The sequence below is a fragment of the Herbaspirillum sp. 1130 genome, from assembly GCF_017833835.1.
GTDB classification, from domain to species: Bacteria; Pseudomonadota; Gammaproteobacteria; order Burkholderiales; family Burkholderiaceae_D; genus Herbaspirillum; species Herbaspirillum huttiense.
The window spans coordinates 1627939-1645032 of record NZ_JAFICQ010000001.1 but is presented as its reverse complement, the minus strand read 5'-3'; the positions used below and the strand labels follow the sequence as shown (position 1 = coordinate 1645032).

General features: G+C 62.6%; 13 protein-coding genes. 9 read left to right on the top strand and 4 right to left on the bottom strand.

Annotated elements, in window-relative coordinates:
* Positions 1-14: 14 nt before the first annotated feature.
* Complete coding sequence (locus JOD78_RS07230) at positions 15-476, bottom strand: rhodanese-like domain-containing protein (protein WP_121042119.1); 462 nt, start codon at positions 474-476, stop codon at positions 15-17.
* 500 nt (positions 477-976) lie between these two features.
* Here JOD78_RS07230 and glnA point away from each other — a divergent pair, with 500 nt between their 5' ends.
* From glnA to ntrC, 3 genes are all read left to right on the top strand, one after another.
* Positions 977-2392 carry a type I glutamate--ammonia ligase gene (gene glnA, locus JOD78_RS07225; RefSeq protein WP_034331334.1) on the top strand — a complete coding sequence of 472 codons (1416 nt, stop codon included), beginning with the start codon at positions 977-979 and terminating at the stop codon, positions 2390-2392.
* Positions 2393-2588: 196 nt separating this feature from the next.
* Positions 2589-3662 (top strand): nitrogen regulation protein NR(II), encoded by a 1074-nt coding sequence (gene glnL, locus JOD78_RS07220; protein WP_034331333.1) that lies wholly within the window; start codon positions 2589-2591, stop codon positions 3660-3662.
* Positions 3663-3799: 137 nt separating this feature from the next.
* Positions 3800-5299: a nitrogen regulation protein NR(I) gene (gene ntrC / locus JOD78_RS07215; RefSeq protein ID WP_121042117.1), complete on the top strand. Its 1500-nt coding sequence runs from the start codon at positions 3800-3802 to the stop codon at positions 5297-5299.
* 194 nt (positions 5300-5493) lie between these two features.
* Here the strand turns inward: ntrC and JOD78_RS07210 are convergent, their stop codons facing one another.
* The 3 genes from JOD78_RS07210 to prpR form a co-directional block, all read right to left on the bottom strand.
* Complete coding sequence (locus JOD78_RS07210) at positions 5494-7125, bottom strand: methyl-accepting chemotaxis protein (protein ID WP_209566987.1); 1632 nt, start codon at positions 7123-7125, stop codon at positions 5494-5496.
* A 447-nt stretch (positions 7126-7572) separates the two neighbouring features.
* A complete protein-coding gene (locus JOD78_RS07205; protein ID WP_121042112.1) occupies positions 7573-8856 on the bottom strand; it encodes an MFS transporter in 1284 nt (427 codons plus the stop codon).
* Positions 8857-9098: 242 nt separating this feature from the next.
* The gene (prpR, locus tag JOD78_RS07200) at positions 9099-10772 is read right to left on the bottom strand and encodes a propionate catabolism operon regulatory protein PrpR (RefSeq protein WP_209566985.1); all 1674 of its coding nucleotides are present in this window, start codon (positions 10770-10772) and stop codon (positions 9099-9101) included.
* 318 nt (positions 10773-11090) lie between these two features.
* Between prpR and prpB the strand changes: the two genes are divergently transcribed.
* The 6 genes from prpB to JOD78_RS07170 all read left to right on the top strand — a co-directional run bounded on the left by prpB (position 11091) and on the right by JOD78_RS07170 (position 17020).
* Positions 11091-11981 carry a methylisocitrate lyase gene (gene prpB / locus JOD78_RS07195; RefSeq protein ID WP_134224131.1) on the top strand — a complete coding sequence of 297 codons (891 nt, stop codon included), beginning with the start codon at positions 11091-11093 and terminating at the stop codon, positions 11979-11981.
* 73 nt (positions 11982-12054) lie between these two features.
* Positions 12055-13209, top strand: a complete 1155-nt coding sequence (gene prpC, locus JOD78_RS07190) for a 2-methylcitrate synthase (protein WP_039784877.1) — start codon at positions 12055-12057, stop codon at positions 13207-13209.
* A gap of 263 nt (positions 13210-13472) precedes the next feature.
* Positions 13473-13910, top strand: coding sequence for a hypothetical protein (locus JOD78_RS07185; protein WP_121042344.1), 438 nt, complete (start codon positions 13473-13475; stop codon positions 13908-13910).
* 320 nt (positions 13911-14230) lie between these two features.
* Positions 14231-16117, top strand: coding sequence for a propionate--CoA ligase (locus JOD78_RS07180; protein WP_209566983.1), 1887 nt, complete (start codon positions 14231-14233; stop codon positions 16115-16117).
* 112 nt (positions 16118-16229) lie between these two features.
* Complete coding sequence (locus JOD78_RS07175) at positions 16230-16733, top strand: arsinothricin resistance N-acetyltransferase ArsN1 family B (protein WP_134136096.1); 504 nt, start codon at positions 16230-16232, stop codon at positions 16731-16733.
* On the top strand, positions 16733-17020 hold the full coding sequence (locus tag JOD78_RS07170) for a hypothetical protein (RefSeq protein ID WP_209567655.1): 288 nt from the start codon (positions 16733-16735) through the stop codon (positions 17018-17020). The genes JOD78_RS07175 and JOD78_RS07170 overlap by 1 nt, the downstream gene beginning before the upstream one ends.
* Positions 17021-17094: the final 74 nt, after the last annotated feature.

The window sequence follows — 17094 nt, the reverse complement described above, 5'->3', positions numbered from 1 at the left end:
TCCGTCCGATTCGTTCAGGCACCCACCCACGGCAGGCCGGCCTTGCACCAGCCCTCGATGGTCTTGCGGTGGCCGTCGGCGTCCTTGTTGCCTTCAAAGCCTTCCAGGATATCGAAGCACTGCGTGTAGCCGTTTTCCGTGGCCAGCTTGGCGGCATGCTTGGAACGCACGCCCGAGCGGCACAGGAACAGCAGCACTTCACCGGGCCGGGCGACTTCCTGCAGTTGTTCGAGGAACTGCGGATTGGGCTTGCCCTCGGGGTAGAGATTCCATTGCACGGCCAGATGCTGTCCGGACGGGATCTGGACCACGCCGACCCAGTCACGCTCGGCGCGGGTGCGCACGTCGACCAGCTTGATGGCGGGATCGGACTGCAGCAGGGCCAGGGCTTCCTGCGGGGTCACGGCACCGGCATAGGGCAGTTGCCCGTCGGTCGCGCGTTGGATGGCAGTGCTGAGAATCGAATCGTTGCTCATGGGTAAAGCCTCTGAAGAAGAAAGAAGCGCGTACAAGGAAGCGCAGGAATGCCGGTGAAAGCCCCTGAAGCGCAACGAAGCCAGTGAAGGCAATGTGCACCCAGGGGAGATGATTTTAAACAATATAAACAGTTAGGCAATTTTCCCAAGCTGGTGCACGCATGGCAGTTCATCCGGGGGCTGCCCCAACACGGCGCATGCGCTATAGTGGTGCAATTCATATCCAAATCCACGAATATGCATTTTATTGGTGCGTTATTGGTAAATCGCACTAAAATAATGCATATCTGCAGTGCCTCTGCACCGCGCGCAGCGCCCCAACTGGCGCGTCCTCCCTAAAAACTTCCATTATTGGCGCACCCGAAAGGTTGGTGGCATGGAATCTGCTATCATCCGCGACTGAGTTCGGCGCAAGACCGTTGTATCAAATGCAAAGATCCAGTCGCAGAAAACGGCTCAACACCCCAATTTATACTACTTCCTCGTTTTAGGAGATTCGCATGGCAAGGACGGCCGCAGAGGTTTTGAAGATGGTGAAGGACAACGAAGTCAAGTTTGTCGACTTCCGTTTCGCTGACACCCGTGGCAAGGAACAGCACGTTTCCGTGCCTGTTTCGCATTTCGACATCGACAAGTTCGAATCCGGTCACGCCTTCGACGGTTCGTCGATCGCCGGCTGGAAGGGTATCGAAGCCTCCGACATGCTGCTGATCCCGGACCCGAACACCGCCAACATCGACCCGTTCATGGAAGAGACCACCCTCTTCATGCAATGTGACGTGATCGAGCCGTCCGACGGCAAGGGCTACGACCGCGATCCGCGCTCCATCGCCAAGCGCGCTGAAGCCTACCTGAAGTCCTCCGGCCTGGGCGACACCGCCTACTTCGGTCCGGAACCCGAATTCTTCATCTTCGACGGCGTCCGTTGGGGTGCTGACATGTCCGGTTCCTTCGTCAAGATCGACTCCGAAGAAGCTTCCTGGAGCACCGGCGCCAAGATCGAAGGCGGCAACTCCGGCCACCGTCCGACCGTCAAGGGCGGCTACTTCCCGGTTCCCCCGGTCGACAGCTTCCAGGACATGCGTTCGGAAATGTCCCTGATCCTGGAATCCCTGGGCATCCCCGTCGAAGTGCACCACCACGAAGTTGCTGGCGCTGGCCAGAACGAACTGGGCACCAAGTTCTCGACCCTGGTCGAGCGCGCTGACTGGACCCAGACCCTGAAGTACGTGATCTGGAACGTCGCCCACACCTACGGCAAGACCGCAACCTTCATGCCCAAGCCGCTGGTTGGCGACAACGGCTCCGGCATGCACGTGCACCAGTCGGTCTGGAAGGATGGCAAGAACCTGTTCGCTGGCGACGGCTATGCCGGCCTGTCCGAGTTCGCGCTGTACTACATCGGCGGCATCATCAAGCACGCCAAGGCCCTGAACGCGATCACCAACCCCGGCACCAACTCGTACAAGCGTCTGGTCCCCGGCTTCGAAGCTCCGGTCAAGCTGGCCTACTCGGCCCGCAACCGTTCCGCTTCGATCCGTATCCCGCACGTGGCGAACCCGAAGGGCCGCCGCATCGAGACCCGTTTCCCGGATCCCCTGGCCAACCCGTACCTGTGCTTCTCGGCCCTGCTGATGGCCGGTCTGGATGGCGTGCAGAACAAGATCCACCCGGGCGAAGCTGCCACCAAGGACCTGTACCACCTGCCGCCGGAAGAAGACAAGCTGATCCCGACCGTCTGTGCTTCGCTGGATGAAGCCCTGGAGCACCTGGACAAGGACCGCGAGTTCCTGACCCGTGGCGGCGTGTTCACCGACAGCATGATCGATGCCTACATCGAGCTGAAGATGCAGGAAGTCCAACGCTTCCGCATGACCACGCACCCGATCGAATTCGACATGTACTACTCGCTGTAATCGAATCCGCATCCGGAGAAAAAGGGGAAGCTTGCTTCCCCTTTTTTTATGCGCGGCGCACCGCCTGCTGCAGGGCAGTGCGCCCGAAAATTGCTAGTCAAAACAGATCCAGTACAACATCCGCCGCGGCAAGCCTTTGCAAGATGCAGCCAGACCGGCACGAGACGACATGACCCCAGGCATCAAGAATCCTCCCATGAAGACACCGCTCCCATCCCTCGATGGCCTCGACCTGCTGGCCTCGGCCGTGATCATCCTCGATGCCAATGGCGGCATCGTCTACGCCAATGCCGCCGCCGAGAACCTGCTGGAGAGCTCCTTCAAGGTGCTCTCGCAGCAGAAGCTCTCGGAGCTCTTCCTCAATGGCAAGGAGCTGACCGCGCTGTTCTACCAGGCCATCGAACACCAGTTCGCCGACAAGCGCCTGGACCTGGTGCTGGAGCGTGCCAACCGCGAGCCGCTGCAGGTCCACACCATCGTCACGCCCCTGGACAGCACCGACTGGCCGGTGCTGCTGGAGCTGCGCGAGAACGTCCAGCAACTCAAGCTGGACCGCGAAGAGCGCATGTTCGACCAGAGCCAGGCCAACAAGGAACTGATCCGCAACCTGGCCCACGAGATCAAGAATCCGCTGGGCGGTATCCGTGGCGCCGCCCAGCTGCTGGAGCTGGAGCTGCCCGAGCGCCACCTCAAGGAATTGCGCGAATACACCCAGGTCATCATCAAGGAAGCCGACCGCCTGCAGACCCTGGTGGATCGGCTGCTGGCCCCGCACCGCCACCCGCACATCGTGGGCGACGTCAACATCCACGAAGTCTGCGAACGCGTGCGCAGCCTGGTGATGGCCGAGTTCCCGCAGGGGCTGACCATCAAGCGCGACTATGACCTGTCGATCCCCGAATTCCGGGGCGACAAGGAGCAACTGATCCAGGCCGTCCTGAACATCGTCCACAACGCAGCGCAAGCGCTGGCCGACCGCATCCGTGCCGGTGATGGCGAGCTGATTCTGCGCACGCGCGTCTCGCGCCAGGTGACGCTATCCAAGGTCAGATACCGGCTGGCACTAGACTTGCATATCATCGATAACGGTCCGGGCATTCCTCCCGACATCCAGGAAAGAATCTTCTATCCGCTGGTGTCGGGTCGCGAGGGAGGCAGCGGACTGGGGCTGACCCTGGCGCAGACCTTCGTGCATCAGCACATGGGTGTCATCGAATGCGACAGCCGGCCCGGTTGTACCGATTTCAGAATACTTATACCGCTGCCGTGAGCATGGCCGCAGGCGGCGCGCCAAAGCCGAGTGGATGCAGAGCATCCGGTCCACCAAGGGGGCTGCGGACATGGCGTCAGAAGCGCCGTGGATCGCGGGAGCATTAACAGCATGACCAACGCAGGAAGAAGTTATTTATGAAGCCAATCTGGATTGTTGACGACGACGAATCGATACGCTGGGTGCTCGAAAAAGCCCTGGCCCGAGAAAATCTCGCCACGCAGAGTTTTTCCAGCGCACGCGATGCGATGGCAGCCCTGCAGAACGGCACGCCGCAAGTGCTGGTGTCCGACATCCGCATGCCCGGTGCCTCCGGCCTGGAACTGCTGCAGACCATCAAGGCCAAGCACCCCGGCATCCCGGTGATCATCATCACCGCCTTCTCGGACCTGGATTCGGCGGTCTCCGCCTTCCAGGGCGGCGCCTTCGAATACCTGGCCAAGCCCTTCGACGTCGACAAGGCGGTCGAACTGATTCGCCGCGCGCTCGACGAGAGCCTGCGCGAAACCGATATCGAACAGGGCGCGGCCCAGACCCCCGAAATCCTCGGGCAGGCCCCTGCGATGCAGGACGTGTTCCGCGCCATCGGCCGCCTGTCGCAATCCAACGTGACGGTGCTCATCACCGGCGAATCCGGTTCCGGCAAGGAGCTGGTGGCGCGTGCCCTGCACAAGCACAGCCCGCGCGCCAGCCAGCCGTTCGTGGCGCTCAACACGGCGGCGATTCCCAAGGACCTGCTGGAATCCGAACTGTTCGGCCATGAACGCGGTGCCTTCACCGGCGCGCAAGCGATGCGCCGTGGCCGTTTCGAACAGGCCGAGGGCGGCACGCTGTTCCTCGATGAAATCGGCGACATGCCGCTGGACCTGCAGACGCGCCTGTTGCGCGTGCTGTCCGACGGGCACTTCTATCGTGTCGGCGGCCATCAGTCGCTGAAGGCCAATGTACGCGTCATTGCGGCCACTCACCAGAACCTGGAGCAGCGTGTACGTGAAGGTTTGTTCCGGGAAGACTTGTACCACCGCCTGAACGTGATCCGCCTGCGCCTGCCCAGCCTGCGCGAACGCAGCGAAGACATTCCCATCCTGGCCCGCTACTTCCTGGCACAGAGCGCGCGCCAGCTGGGCGTGGAAGCCAAGCGCCTGTCGCCGCAGGCGATGCAGTTCCTGTCGCAGCTGGAATTCCCCGGCAACGTGCGCCAGCTGGAAAACCTGTGCAACTGGATCACCGTGATGGCCCCGGGCCAGACGGTCGAGATCAAGGACCTGCCGCAGGATCTGGTGGAAGAACGCGTCCATGCACCGCAACCGGCGCAGACCGTTTCCGCGCCCGCCTCGGCGGCTGCCGTGGCCGCTCCGGTGGCGTATGCCGATCCGGCGTCCGCCGCTGCACCGGCGGATGCAGCCGCTGGCAACTGGATCTCGCTGCTGGAAGTGGAGGCGGCGCAGATGCTGGCCTCCGAACAGCCCGAGGTGATGGACATCCTCGGTCGCCAGTTTGAAGCAGCGCTCATCAAGATCGCCCTGAAACATACCCACGGCCGCAAGAACGATGCTGCCGTGCGCCTGGGCATCGGCCGCAACACCATCACCCGCAAGATCCAAGAACTGGGGATCGGCGGCGCGGAAGACGACTGATCCGCAGCGCAACCGTCAAGCAGGGGAGGTCTGCCCGCGTGCCGCCGCGTGGGCAGCATCAGCAAGGGGAAGAGGCGGCGGCCACAAAAAAGGAAATGGCCTGGATCGCGAGATCCAGGCCATTTTTATTGATGCTGCTGATAAACGATTTATAAAATTTAAATCATTTAGTCAATTCAGCAAGAGGGGCGCGTTCACATGGCCAGGCGCGGCATGTGAGGCTGGCCATTGGTCGCCAGAGCGGGCATGAGCGGCGCAGCCTGCAGGAGCTGCGCGTCGATGCGGAACACCGACGCCGCCGCCGTCAATTGTTCGGCCTGTTGCATCATGGCCTGGGCGGCAGCAGCGGCCTGTTCCACCAGGGCGGCGTTTTGCTGCGTGACCTGGTCCATCTGCAAGATGGCTGCATTGATTTGCGTGATGCCGGCGCTTTGCTCTTCCGAAGCATGCGCGATGTCGCTGATGATGCGGGTGGTATCGACCGAGGCGCGCATGACTTCGGCGATGGTGCCGCCGGCCTTTTCCACCAGCGTCGTGCCGCTCTGGATGCGCCCCACAGAGCCTTCAATGAGTCCCTTGATTTCCTTGGCAGCACCGGCGCTGCGCTGGGCCAGCGCGCGCACTTCGGTGGCCACCACGGCGAAGCCGCGGCCGTTCTCGCCGGCGCGTGCCGCTTCCACGGCGGCATTGAGGGCCAGGATATTGGTCTGGAAGGCGATGCCTTCGATGACGCTGATGATGTCCGACATCTGGTGCGAGCTGACGGCGATCTCGCGCATGGTGCTGACCACTTGCGCGATTTCCGTTTCACCACGGCGGGCCACATCGGCACCGGCACTGGCAACGTGGCTGGCCTTGCGGGCGTGGTCGGTATTCTGCTGCACGGTGCTGGTCAGCTGTTCCATGCTGGAGGCGGTTTCCTCCAGCGAGGCGGCCTGTTCTTCGGTACGTTGCGAGAGATCGGTATTGCCCTGGGCGATTTCGCGTGCGGCCACGTGGATGGCACCGCTGGCCTGCTGGATCTGGCCGACCAGGCCGGCCAGCTGTTCGCGCATGGTCATGAGCGAATGCATCAGGCTGGCGCGGTCACCCTTGCGCAGTTGCAGTTGCGCGCTCAGGTTGCCGGCGGCGATCTGGCCCGACAGCCACATCGCTTCGGCCGGCTCGCCACCCAGCTGGCGCGTCAGGCGGCGGCTGATCAGCAGCGCGATCAGCAGGCCGATCAGCGCCGACGCCAGGGTCAGGCCGATGATCAGCATGCGGCTGCCGGCATAGGCTTCGCGCGCGCTGGTGGCGGCCTCGGCGACGCCCTTTTCGTTGACGGTGATGAGACGCTGGATCTGCACTTCCATCGCCGCGCGCAGCGGGAAGAGCTGGTCTTTCATGATGTCCACGGCCTGCTCCTGCTTGCCTTGCTCAAGGGCGGCCAGCATCTGCTGGCTCACGGCAAGGTACTTGGGCAGCAGGGCCTGCAGCTCGTCGTAGGCGGCTTGTTCCTCAGACGTATGGATGAGCGGACGATACTGGTCGGCGGCGCTGGTGTAGCGTCCCAGCGAGGCGGTCAGGCGCGTGCGGGCATCCTGCATGCGCTGCGCATCATTGGCGGTGAGCGCACGATACTGGGCCAGGTTGAAGGCGCGGATCTCGGCCTGCATGGTCTTGGCCGTGGCGACGCTGGGCATGAGGTTGGTCTGCACTTCGTTGAGCTGTGCGTCGACGGTATTGAGTCCGTACCAGGCCGCCGCACCGAGCACGGCCATGAACAGGATCAAAACGGAAAAACCCAACATAAGCTGGGTGGCAACTTTGGTCTGTCTGAAATTCACGATATGCCTCAGGGGGCTGGCCTGCCGCCACTGACGGCAGACGAAGGGTGGATGATGATTCCGACGCAGGCGCATGGCCTGCAAGGGTGAGCGGCAGTGCCGTCAGGATGAGCTCCGGGGGAAGCGCCATGAACTTTAATGGCAGTCTTGCCCAAATTCAAGATGAATTTGGCAGGATGACGCCAAACGGAAACACTCTTTCAATTATGCTTATCAATGCATAAATATGGATTGGCAACAAGTTGACCGAAGTGCCACCGCATCTCGATCAAAACTGACAAATTGCGTGGTGTGCACCCGTGACGAGTCCATCAAGAAAAATGGCCAGGATCGGGTGATCCTGGCCATTTGGCGGATGTGCCATGTACGGAGCGGAAGTCGCTGCAGCAGCGCCTGCCGATCCGCTGAAAAAGCAGTAAATGATTTATATCATTTATCTGTTGTCGGTCAGCGCAGGCGCAACACGAAGCGCGCGGCCAGCGTGGCGATCAGGCTCAGCACTGCGCCGAAGATGACGAAGTAGCTCACCGACAGCTTGTTGCCGGTGAAGTCGATCAGCCAGGTGATGATGAGGCCGGCGAAGCCGCCGAAGATGGTGACGGCGATGTTATACGCCAGCGACATGCCGGTGCCGCGCGTGGCCACCGGGAAGATGTCGGCCAGCAGGGCCGGCATGGAGGCGAAATACATGGTCATGAGCACGCCGATGACGGTCTGCAGCAACAGCAGTTGCAGGAAGCCCGGCGAGTTGGTCAGGAACACGAACATCGGATAGGTCAGCACGATGTACAGCGCGCTGCTGGTGATCATGAAGGGCGTGCGGCCGATCTTGTCGGACATCGCGCCCACCAGCGGCGAGCCGATGAACATGATCAGGCCGGCCACCGACATGGCGGCAAACGAGGACCAGGCCGGCAGGCCCAGCTGCTTGACCGCATAGGTCGGGATATACAGCGACAGGTACACCGAGACGGTCGCCATGATGACGCTGCCGGCACCGATCAAGAGGCGCATCTTCTGGTGGGCGAAGGTATCGCGCAGGGGCGCATCGGTCTTTTCGCTGGATTCCTTGAACTCGGGTGCTTCATCCAGATGGCGGCGGATGTAGATGCCGGCCGGTGCGATCAGCAAGCCGAAGATGAACGGCACGCGCCAGCCCCACGAGGCCAGTTGCTCGGGCGTGAGCATGTTGTTGAGCACGGCGCCGAAGATGGCCGCCAGCAGCAGGCTGATGCCCTGGCTGGCCACCTGCCAGCTGGAGAAGAAACCACGGCGATGCGGGGCATGTTCCACCAGGAAGGCGGTGGAGCTGCCGAACTCGCCACCGGCGGAGAAGCCCTGGATCATCTTGCCCAGTGCGATGCCGGCCGGCGCCAGCAGGCCGATGCTGGCGTAGCTGGGCATGAAGGCGATCATCGCCGTGCCGACCGTCATCAGCATGATGGACAGCATCAGCGCCGCCTTGCGGCCTGCGCGGTCGGAATAGGCACCCAGCACCACCGCGCCCAGCGGACGCATGAAGAAGGAGACGCCGAAGGTGGCGAAGGTCAGCAGCAGCGAGACGCTGTCGTCGCCGGTCGGGAAGAACTGCTTGGCGATGACCACGGCGAAAGCGCCATAGATGAGGATGTCGAACCATTCGAGCGCATTGCCGATGGAGGACGAGATGATCGCACGCCGCGCTTGCGGATGCGTGGTGCCGGCGCCAGGCGCCGCGGTGTTGCTGGTCATGGAGACTCCCTGATGGATACGTGGATGGAGGAGCAGCACGCCGTTCTGACCCTGGCGGAGCAGAAGGCTGCCTGGCTGTGTATGGATGGTTGTGGGCTCCCTGTGACGGCCGGGGCCGTTACAGCGGGCGAGGATAGGCGGCGCGATGCGGCACTGTCAAGGCGCAGTGCGGGGGATTATCAGGAGGCAGGACGCGCACCTGATTTTGCGAAATCATTTTCTCGTTTCCCGTGCCCGCAGCCTCATGATGGCTCCCTGTTCTGCGCTTCCGTTTCCTTGAGCTTGCGCCACAAGGTCGTGCGGCTGATCCCGAGATGGCGCGCAGCCGCGGCACGGTTGCCACGGAAGCGGCGCAGTGCAGCTTCAATGGCATCAGCGTCGGGGACGATGTCGGACGTGATCAGCTCATGGGGTGCCACCGTTTCCGCCGTGTTCGACAGCAGCGGCTGCGCCATCCCCGCCAGCTCCGGCGCCACCCGCTGGATCAGCGCGGGTGTCAGCGCCTGCAGCGGCTCTGCGGCCAGGAACAAGGCCAGCCGTTCCATCAGGTTGCGCAGCTCGCGCACATTGCCCGGCCAGTCATACGCGGCCAGCAGTGGCGCACAGCGCAGCAGCTCCGCGCCCAGGTTGGCGTGCGGCCGCGTATCCAGTGCCGCCAGCGCATGCTTGAGATGCCATTCAGCCAGTGCGGCAATATCCTCGCGGCGCGCCCGCAAGGGCGGCAACTGCAAACGCAGTACGCTGAGCCGGTAATACAGGTCTGCGCGAAAACGTCCTTCACGCACCCGCGCTTCCAGATCGCAGTGGGTGGCGCTGATGATGCGCACCTGGACCGCAATGGGCCGCGTGCCGCCCACGCGCACGACTTCGCGCTCTTCCAGCACGCGCAGCAATCGCGTCTGCAGCGGCAGCGGCATCTCGCCAATTTCATCGAGCAGCAGCGTGCCGCGATGGGCCGCTTCAAAGACACCGGCCCGTCCGCCACGGCGCGACCCGGTGAAAGCGCCTTCCTCATAACCGAACAGTTCGGATTCCAGCAGCGATTCGGCCAGTGCGCCGCAATTGATGGCCACGAAAGGGTGGGCTGCCTGGGTCTTGCCCTGCATGCGCGGATGAGCACGATGGATGGCTTGTGCCGCCAGTTCCTTGCCGGTGCCGGTCTCGCCCTGGATCAGTACATTGGCCGGCGAGCGCGCAAAGAGCGTGATCGACTGACGCACCGTTTCCATCACCTCCGAATCGCCTCGCAGATCCTTGAGGTGATGCCGTGCGCGCAGGCTGTCGGCCACCGGCAGGCTGGGGCCGCGCGTGCTTTCCAGTTGCGTCAGCCGCGCCAGTTCCAGCGCATCTTCAAAGGCCTGCCGCACCGTGGCCGAGGAGTAGAGGAAGATCCCCTGCATCCCCGCTTCCTCGGCCAGGTCGGTGATGAGCCCGGCCCCGACCACCGCCTGCACGCCGCCGGCTTTCAGTTCCTGCACTACGGCGCGCGCGTCTTCTTCGGTGGCATAGGTGCGCTGGGCAATGTCGAGTCCGAACATCTGCTGGAATTCGGTTAGGGCCGGCATCGCCTCCTGATAAGTGACCAGCCCGATGCGCGCGCTGATCTGGCGGGCACGGGCCAGTGCCTGCATCACGTCGAAGCCGCTGGCGCGCGCCACCACCACCGGCACTGGCAGGCGGCTTTTGAGATAGGCACCGTTGGAGCCGGCCGAGATCACCACGTCGCAGCGCTCGCTGGCCAGGCGCTCGCGGATGGCGCGCACGGCCTCGTCGAAGCCCAGATGTATGGGCTCGATATCGGCCACGCCGTCGAATTCCAGCGTGATGTCGCGGAAGAGTTCGGAGAGGCGCGACACGGACACGGTCCAGATCACGGGCTTGTCGGCCAGGCGGTCAGCGGGAGCAGGGCGTTTCATGGTGGGCGTTCGCGGCGTTTCTGTGAAACGTTAATGTAACACTGATGAAACGGCCAAGGTTGTGGAACATCAACCCGACAGAAGGCGGGTACGCCCGGAGAGCGCACCGGAAGGGAAGCCTGCCAGCCTTGTCCGGCGCTGGTTTCAGACGATATGAAGGTTTTTTCATGCCTTGCGCCATGCAATGCTGCACTGCGATGGCACGGCCGTTGCAATGGTGAACGCACATGTCGCAGGACGGGTGTGATGCAGCCCCGCCCGCCGCAGTCAGGCAATCCAGACTTTCCGTATTTCAACCTCATCGAGAAGGTGTTCACCATGGCTCTCCACTCCGCAGGCGCAGCGTTCCGCCAGGCCGTCCAGGAAGAATCCCCCTTGCAAGTCATCGGCGCGATCAACGCCAATCACGCCCTGCTGGCCAAGCGTGCCGGCTTCCGCGCGATCTACCTGTCCGGCGGCGGCGTGGCTGCGGGTTCGCTGGGCCTGCCTGACCTGGGCATCTCCAACCTGGATGACGTGCTCACCGACGTGCGCCGCATCACTGACGTGTGCGACCTGCCGCTGCTGGTGGACGTCGATACCGGATTCGGTGCCTCGGCCTTCAACGTGGCGCGCACCGTGAAGTCCATGATCAAGTTCGGCGCGGCCGCCATGCACATCGAAGACCAGGTCGGCGCCAAGCGCTGCGGCCATCGTCCCAACAAGGAAATCGTCACCAAACAGGAAATGGTGGACCGCATCAAGGCCGCCGTCGATGCCCGTACCGATGAGAACTTCGTCATCATGGCGCGCACCGATGCGCTGGCGGTCGAAGGGCTGGACGCCGCCATCGAGCGCGCCGTGGCCTGCGTCGAAGCCGGTGCCGACATGATCTTCCCGGAAGCCATCACCGACCTCGCCATGTACAAGCAGTTCGCCAATGCGGTGAAGGTGCCGATCCTGGCCAACATCACCGAATTCGGCTCGACGCCGCTGTTCACCGTCGACGAATTGAAGGAGGCCGATGTGGGCCTGGTGCTCTATCCGCTCTCGGCCTTCCGCGCCATGAACAAGGCCGCCGAAAACGTCTACCAGGCGATTCGCCGCGACGGCACCCAGAAGAACGTGGTCGATACCATGCAGACCCGCATGGAGCTCTATGACCGCATCGATTACCACAGCTACGAGCAGCGTCTGGATGCGCTGTTTGCCCAGCAGAAGAACAAGTAAAACATTACCGCAAGACCGAATACCCCCTTCCGATAATCAGTTTCGAGCCAATACAGACTACGAGGAGAACACGATGAGCGATCAGCAAGCCCCCGGTTTCAAGCCCAAGAAATCCGTTGCCCTCTCTGGCGTGACCGCCGGCAACACCGCCCTGTGTACCGTCGGCAAGACCGGCAATGACCTGCACTATCGCGGCTACGACATCCTGGACGTGGCCGACAGCTGCGAGTTCGAGGAAATCGCTCACCTGCTGGTGCACGGCAAGCTGCCCACCGCCGCCGAACTGCGCGCCTACAAGGCCAAGCTCAAGGCCCTGCGCGGTCTGCCGGCCAACGTCAAGGCGGCGCTGGAATGGCTGCCTGCGGCCTCGCATCCGATGGACGTGATGCGCACCGGCGTCTCGGCGCTGGGTTGCGTGCTGCCGGAGAAGGATGACCACAACACCCCCGGCGCGCGCGACATCGCCGACCGCCTGATGGCGTCGCTCGGTTCCATGCTGCTGTACTGGTATCACTACAGCCACAACGGCAACCGCATCGAAGTGGAGACCGATGACGATTCCATCGGCGCGCACTTCCTGCACCTGCTGCACGGCGAGAAGCCTTCCGACGCCTGGGAGAAGGCCATGCACACCTCGCTGATCCTGTACGCGGAACACGAATTCAACGCCTCCACCTTCACCGGCCGCGTCATCGCCGGCACCGGTTCGGACATGTATTCGGCCATCACCGGTGCCATCGGCGCACTGCGCGGCCCCAAGCACGGCGGCGCCAATGAAGTGGCCTTCGAGATCCAGAAGCGCTACGACAACCCCGACGAAGCCGAGGCCGACATCCGCCGCCGCGTCGAGAACAAGGAAGTGGTGATCGGTTTCGGCCACCCGGTCTACACCATCTCCGACCCGCGCAACAAGGTCATCAAGGAAGTGGCGCGCAAGCTCTCCAAGGAAGCTGGTTCGACCAAGATGTTCGACATCGCCGAACGCCTGGAAACGGTCATGTGGGACATCAAGAAGATGTTCCCCAACCTGGACTGGTTCTCGGCCGTGTCCTACCACATGATGGGCGTACCGACAGCGATGTTCACGCCGCTGTTCGTCATTGCCCGCACCTCGGGCTGGGCGGCGCACATCATCGAACAGCGCATCGACAACAAGATCATCCGCCCCTCGGCCAACTACGTGGGACCGGAAGACCTGAAGTTCGTGCCGATCAGCAAGCGCAAGTAAGACCAAGCAAGACGAAGTGCCCGCGCAGTTGAGTCATCAGCGGATGGCGCGGGCATGAGGGGCAAGAGAGGGAGAGGGAGCAGCAAGAAGAAGGAAGCGGCGGCCGGCGCGTGTCGGCCGCAGCATTCCCCGGGACAGTGGCAGTGCGCAGGCAGATTTGTAACAAGCGTTACATGTGGTCGAGTCAGATGCAATAACTTGCTAAGATGCGGTCGGATCTTTTTCACCCCCGCGTCCACCCCTGACTCTCCATGGATCATCCGATGATTGCTGCCATCGTTTCCCGCCGTCTTTCTGCATTGCCCCTGACTTCCTTCGCACTGGCCGGTGCTGTGGCTGTTGCCCTGTCCGCCTGTTCTTCCACGCCCGTGCCGGTCACCGAGACCAAGCCGGTGCTGCCGCAGCTGCTGCAGTCGCCCGCTGCCACACAGCCGAGCTGGGCCACGCAATTGAAGACCGGTGCCTTCAGCTGCGAGATGGGCAACAAGGTCGAAATCCGCATGGATGGCCGCGTGACCGATGGCGTCACGCTGGTGTGGAAGGGCAGCAGTTACATGATGAACCCGGTCAGCACCTCGACCGGTGCAGTGCGTCTGGAGAACAAGGGCGAAGGCCTGGTGTGGATCCAGATCCCGTCGAAGTCCATGCTGCTCAATTCCAAGGTCGGGCAGCAGCTGGCCAACGACTGCCGCACGCGCTGACAATGCAGCGCCGCGCCGTCGTGCAGGTCTGACGTCGGCGCGTTCTTTCCACCTCGCATTTCCTCCTCCCTTGTCATGCCGATGGCGTCTTGCTGTCGGCATCGCTCCTGCTTGATTTGAATCATCGAAGACCGCTGATGCAAGCGGCGGATTCAGCCCCTCGTAAGATTCAGGTGCAAGACTGGTTTCATCGTCGCATGAGGGCCACGCATGGCAAACAGGTTTTTGCCCATGCACCAGAGCCACGCGACCATCGGCCTGCAAGCCACGCTGCGCAAGGCCGACAGCGGTTTTCAATTCGAGAGACATGAGGAGACGTCATGCAATACGAGGATTTCTATCGCCGTTCCATCGAGCAGCCTGAAGCCTATTGGGCAGAAGAAGCGCAGCGCATTCATTGGGACAAACCGTTCACCCGCACGCTCGATTATTCCCGCGCACCGTTTGCGCGCTGGTTCATCGGCGGCACCACCAATCTTTGCCACAACGCGGTGGATCGCCATCTGGGCGAGCGGCCGCATCAGGCGGCGCTGATCGCCATCTCCACCGAGACCAACACCGAACGCGTCTACGACTTCGCCGAGCTGCATCGCGAAGTGCAGGCCATGGCCGCCACCATGCTGTCGCTGGGCGTGCGGCGCGGCGACCGCGTGCTGATCTACATGCCGATGATCGCCGAGGCGGTCTTCGCCATGCTGGCCTGCGCCCGCATCGGTGCGGTGCATTCGGTGGTGTTCGGCGGCTTTGCCTCCAACAGCCTGGCCTCGCGCATCGATGATGCGCAGCCGATCCTGATCGTCTCGGCTGATGCCGGTTCGCGTGGCGGCAAGGTGATTCCGTACAAGGGTTTGCTGGACGAAGCGATCAACCTGGCGCAGCACAAGCCGCAGAAGGTCTTGCTGGTGGATCGCGGTCTGGCGGAGATGGCGCGCACGGCGCAACGCGACGTCGATTACGCGCCCTTGCGTGAACAACACCTGGACCAGCCGGTGCCGGTGGCCTGGCTGGAATCGAATGAAACCAGCTACGTGCTCTATACCTCCGGTACCACCGGCAAGCCCAAGGGCGTGCAGCGCGACGTGGGCGGCTACGCGGTGGCGCTGGCCTCGTCCATGCAACACATCTTCTGCGGCAAGCCGGGCGAGACCTACTTCTGCACCTCCGATATTGGCTGGGTAGTGGGCCACTCCTACATCGTCTACGGGCCGCTCATTGCGGGCATGGCGACGGTGCTTTATGAAGGCTTGCCGATCCGGCCCGATGCGGGCATCTGGTGGAGCATCGTCGAGAAATACAAGGTCACGCGCATGTTCTCCGCACCGACGGCCATCCGCGTACTGAAGAAACAGCCGGCCGAATGCATGGAGCGCTACGACACGTCCTCGCTCAAGGCGCTTTATCTGGCCGGCGAGCCGCTGGATGAAACGACGTCGAGCTGGATCTCGGGCGCGCTGAAGGTGCCGGTCATCGATAACTACTGGCAGACCGAATCGGGCTGGCCCATCATCTCGATTGCCAAGGGCATCAGCGACAAGCCCACGCGCCTGGGCAGTCCCGGGGTGCCGATGCCGGGCTATCGGCTGGCCATCCTGAACGAAGCGACCGGCGAGCCTTGCGCGGCTGACGAGAAGGGCGTGGTGGCCATTGAAGGCCCGCTGCCGCCGGGCTGCATGCAGACCGTCTATGGCGACGATGAGCGCTTCGTCAACACCTACTGGCGCAGCCTGCCGCGCGAGGTCTACTCGACCTTCGACTGGGGCATCAGGGACAAGGACGGTTACTACTTCATCCTGGGCCGCACCGATGACGTCATCAACGTGGCTGGCCATCGGCTGGGCACGCGCGAAATCGAGGAGAGCATCTCCAGCCATCCCAACGTCTCCGAGGTGGCCGTGGTCGGCGTGGAAGACAAGCTCAAGGGGCAAGTCGCGATTGCCTTCGCCATTCCCAAGCAGGCCGATGCGATTGCCACGCCCGAGGGGCGCCGTGCGCTGGAAGCGGAAATCATGGGCGTGGTGGACAAGCAGATCGGCGCAGTGGGCCGCCCAGCGCGGGTGTTTTTCGTCAGCGGCTTGCCCAAGACGCGTTCGGGCAAGCTCTTGCGCCGGGCCATCCAGTCCATCTGCGAAGGACGCGATCCGGGCGACCTGCCCACCATCGAGGATCCGGCGGCGCTGGAGCAGGTGCGGGCGGTCATCAAGGAGTGACTCGCACTTCCCTCATGAAGGCACGGCGTCCCTGCAGCGGAGCAGGGACGCCGTGCCTGGCGTAATTTGGTTACACTGACGGCTTTCGCTTTTCCACGATTGCGTCCCGCCCATGTCGCCCACCATCCGCCCGGCCACCGCTGCCGATGCTCCCGCCCTCTGCGGCATCTACAACCATTACGTGCAGACCACCGTGATCAGCTTCGAGACCGAAGCGGTCAGCGTCGAGACCATGGCCGCGCGCATTGCCGATGTGCAGGCTGATTTCCCCTGGCTGGTCTTTGAAGAGCAGGGCGAGGTGCTCGGCTATGCCTATGCCAGCAAGTGGAAGCCGCGTGCGGCTTACCGGCACTCGGTGGAGAGCTCGGTCTACCTGCGCCACGATGCGGGCGGACGCGGCATTGGCAAGCAGCTTTATCGCGAACTCATTGCGCAGTTGAAGCCCCTGGGCGTGCATCTGGTCATCGGGGGCATTGCCCAGCCCAATCCGGCCAGCGTGGCGCTGCATGAGAGCGTGGGCTTCGTGGCCTGTGGCGTCTTTACGGAAGTGGGTTACAAGATGGGACGCTGGATCGACGTGGGATACTGGCAACTCAAACTGCAAGAGGCCCAATGATGAGATCGACCCGAGCCGCCAGCGCCATCGAGCGCCTGAACGAACGTACCGAATCGCGCGAGTACTCCATGCTGCGCACCTCCGATGAACGTTTCATCCTGACCCGGCGCGTGGCCGGGCAGCCGCTGGAGAAGCTCAACGAGGCCATGGAGCTGGATGATTTCGTGCGCTTCGTCAATGGCCAGGGACCGCAAAAGGCCAAGCGCGTGAGCAAGCTGGATGTGCAGTTCGAGAAGAACATGCGCAACAAGAAAGAACAAACGCCACCTGAAGGTGGTGTTGAATAAATCCTCATGCGCTTGAACGCAAAACGGCAAATGATATAAATCATTTGCCGTTTTTTTTTATGGCTGGAGGGGTA

Excerpts from the sequence above, each read along its gene's own strand:
- JOD78_RS07230 (WP_121042119.1), bottom strand. The coding sequence starts at position 476 with ATGAGCAACGATTCGATTCTCAGCACTGCCATCCAACGCGCGACCGAC.
- glnA (WP_034331334.1), top strand. The coding sequence starts at position 977 with ATGGCAAGGACGGCCGCAGAGGTTTTGAAGATGGTGAAGGACAACGAA.
- glnL (WP_034331333.1), top strand. The coding sequence starts at position 2,589 with ATGAAGACACCGCTCCCATCCCTCGATGGCCTCGACCTGCTGGCCTCG.
- ntrC (WP_121042117.1), top strand. The coding sequence starts at position 3,800 with ATGAAGCCAATCTGGATTGTTGACGACGACGAATCGATACGCTGGGTG.
- JOD78_RS07205 (WP_121042112.1), bottom strand. The coding sequence starts at position 8,856 with ATGACCAGCAACACCGCGGCGCCTGGCGCCGGCACCACGCATCCGCAA.
- prpR (WP_209566985.1), bottom strand. The coding sequence starts at position 10,772 with ATGAAACGCCCTGCTCCCGCTGACCGCCTGGCCGACAAGCCCGTGATC.
- prpB (WP_134224131.1), top strand. The coding sequence starts at position 11,091 with ATGGCTCTCCACTCCGCAGGCGCAGCGTTCCGCCAGGCCGTCCAGGAA.
- prpC (WP_039784877.1), top strand. The coding sequence starts at position 12,055 with ATGAGCGATCAGCAAGCCCCCGGTTTCAAGCCCAAGAAATCCGTTGCC.
- JOD78_RS07185 (WP_121042344.1), top strand. The coding sequence starts at position 13,473 with ATGATTGCTGCCATCGTTTCCCGCCGTCTTTCTGCATTGCCCCTGACT.
- JOD78_RS07180 (WP_209566983.1), top strand. The coding sequence starts at position 14,231 with ATGCAATACGAGGATTTCTATCGCCGTTCCATCGAGCAGCCTGAAGCC.
- JOD78_RS07175 (WP_134136096.1), top strand. The coding sequence starts at position 16,230 with ATGTCGCCCACCATCCGCCCGGCCACCGCTGCCGATGCTCCCGCCCTC.
- JOD78_RS07170 (WP_209567655.1), top strand. The coding sequence starts at position 16,733 with ATGAGATCGACCCGAGCCGCCAGCGCCATCGAGCGCCTGAACGAACGT.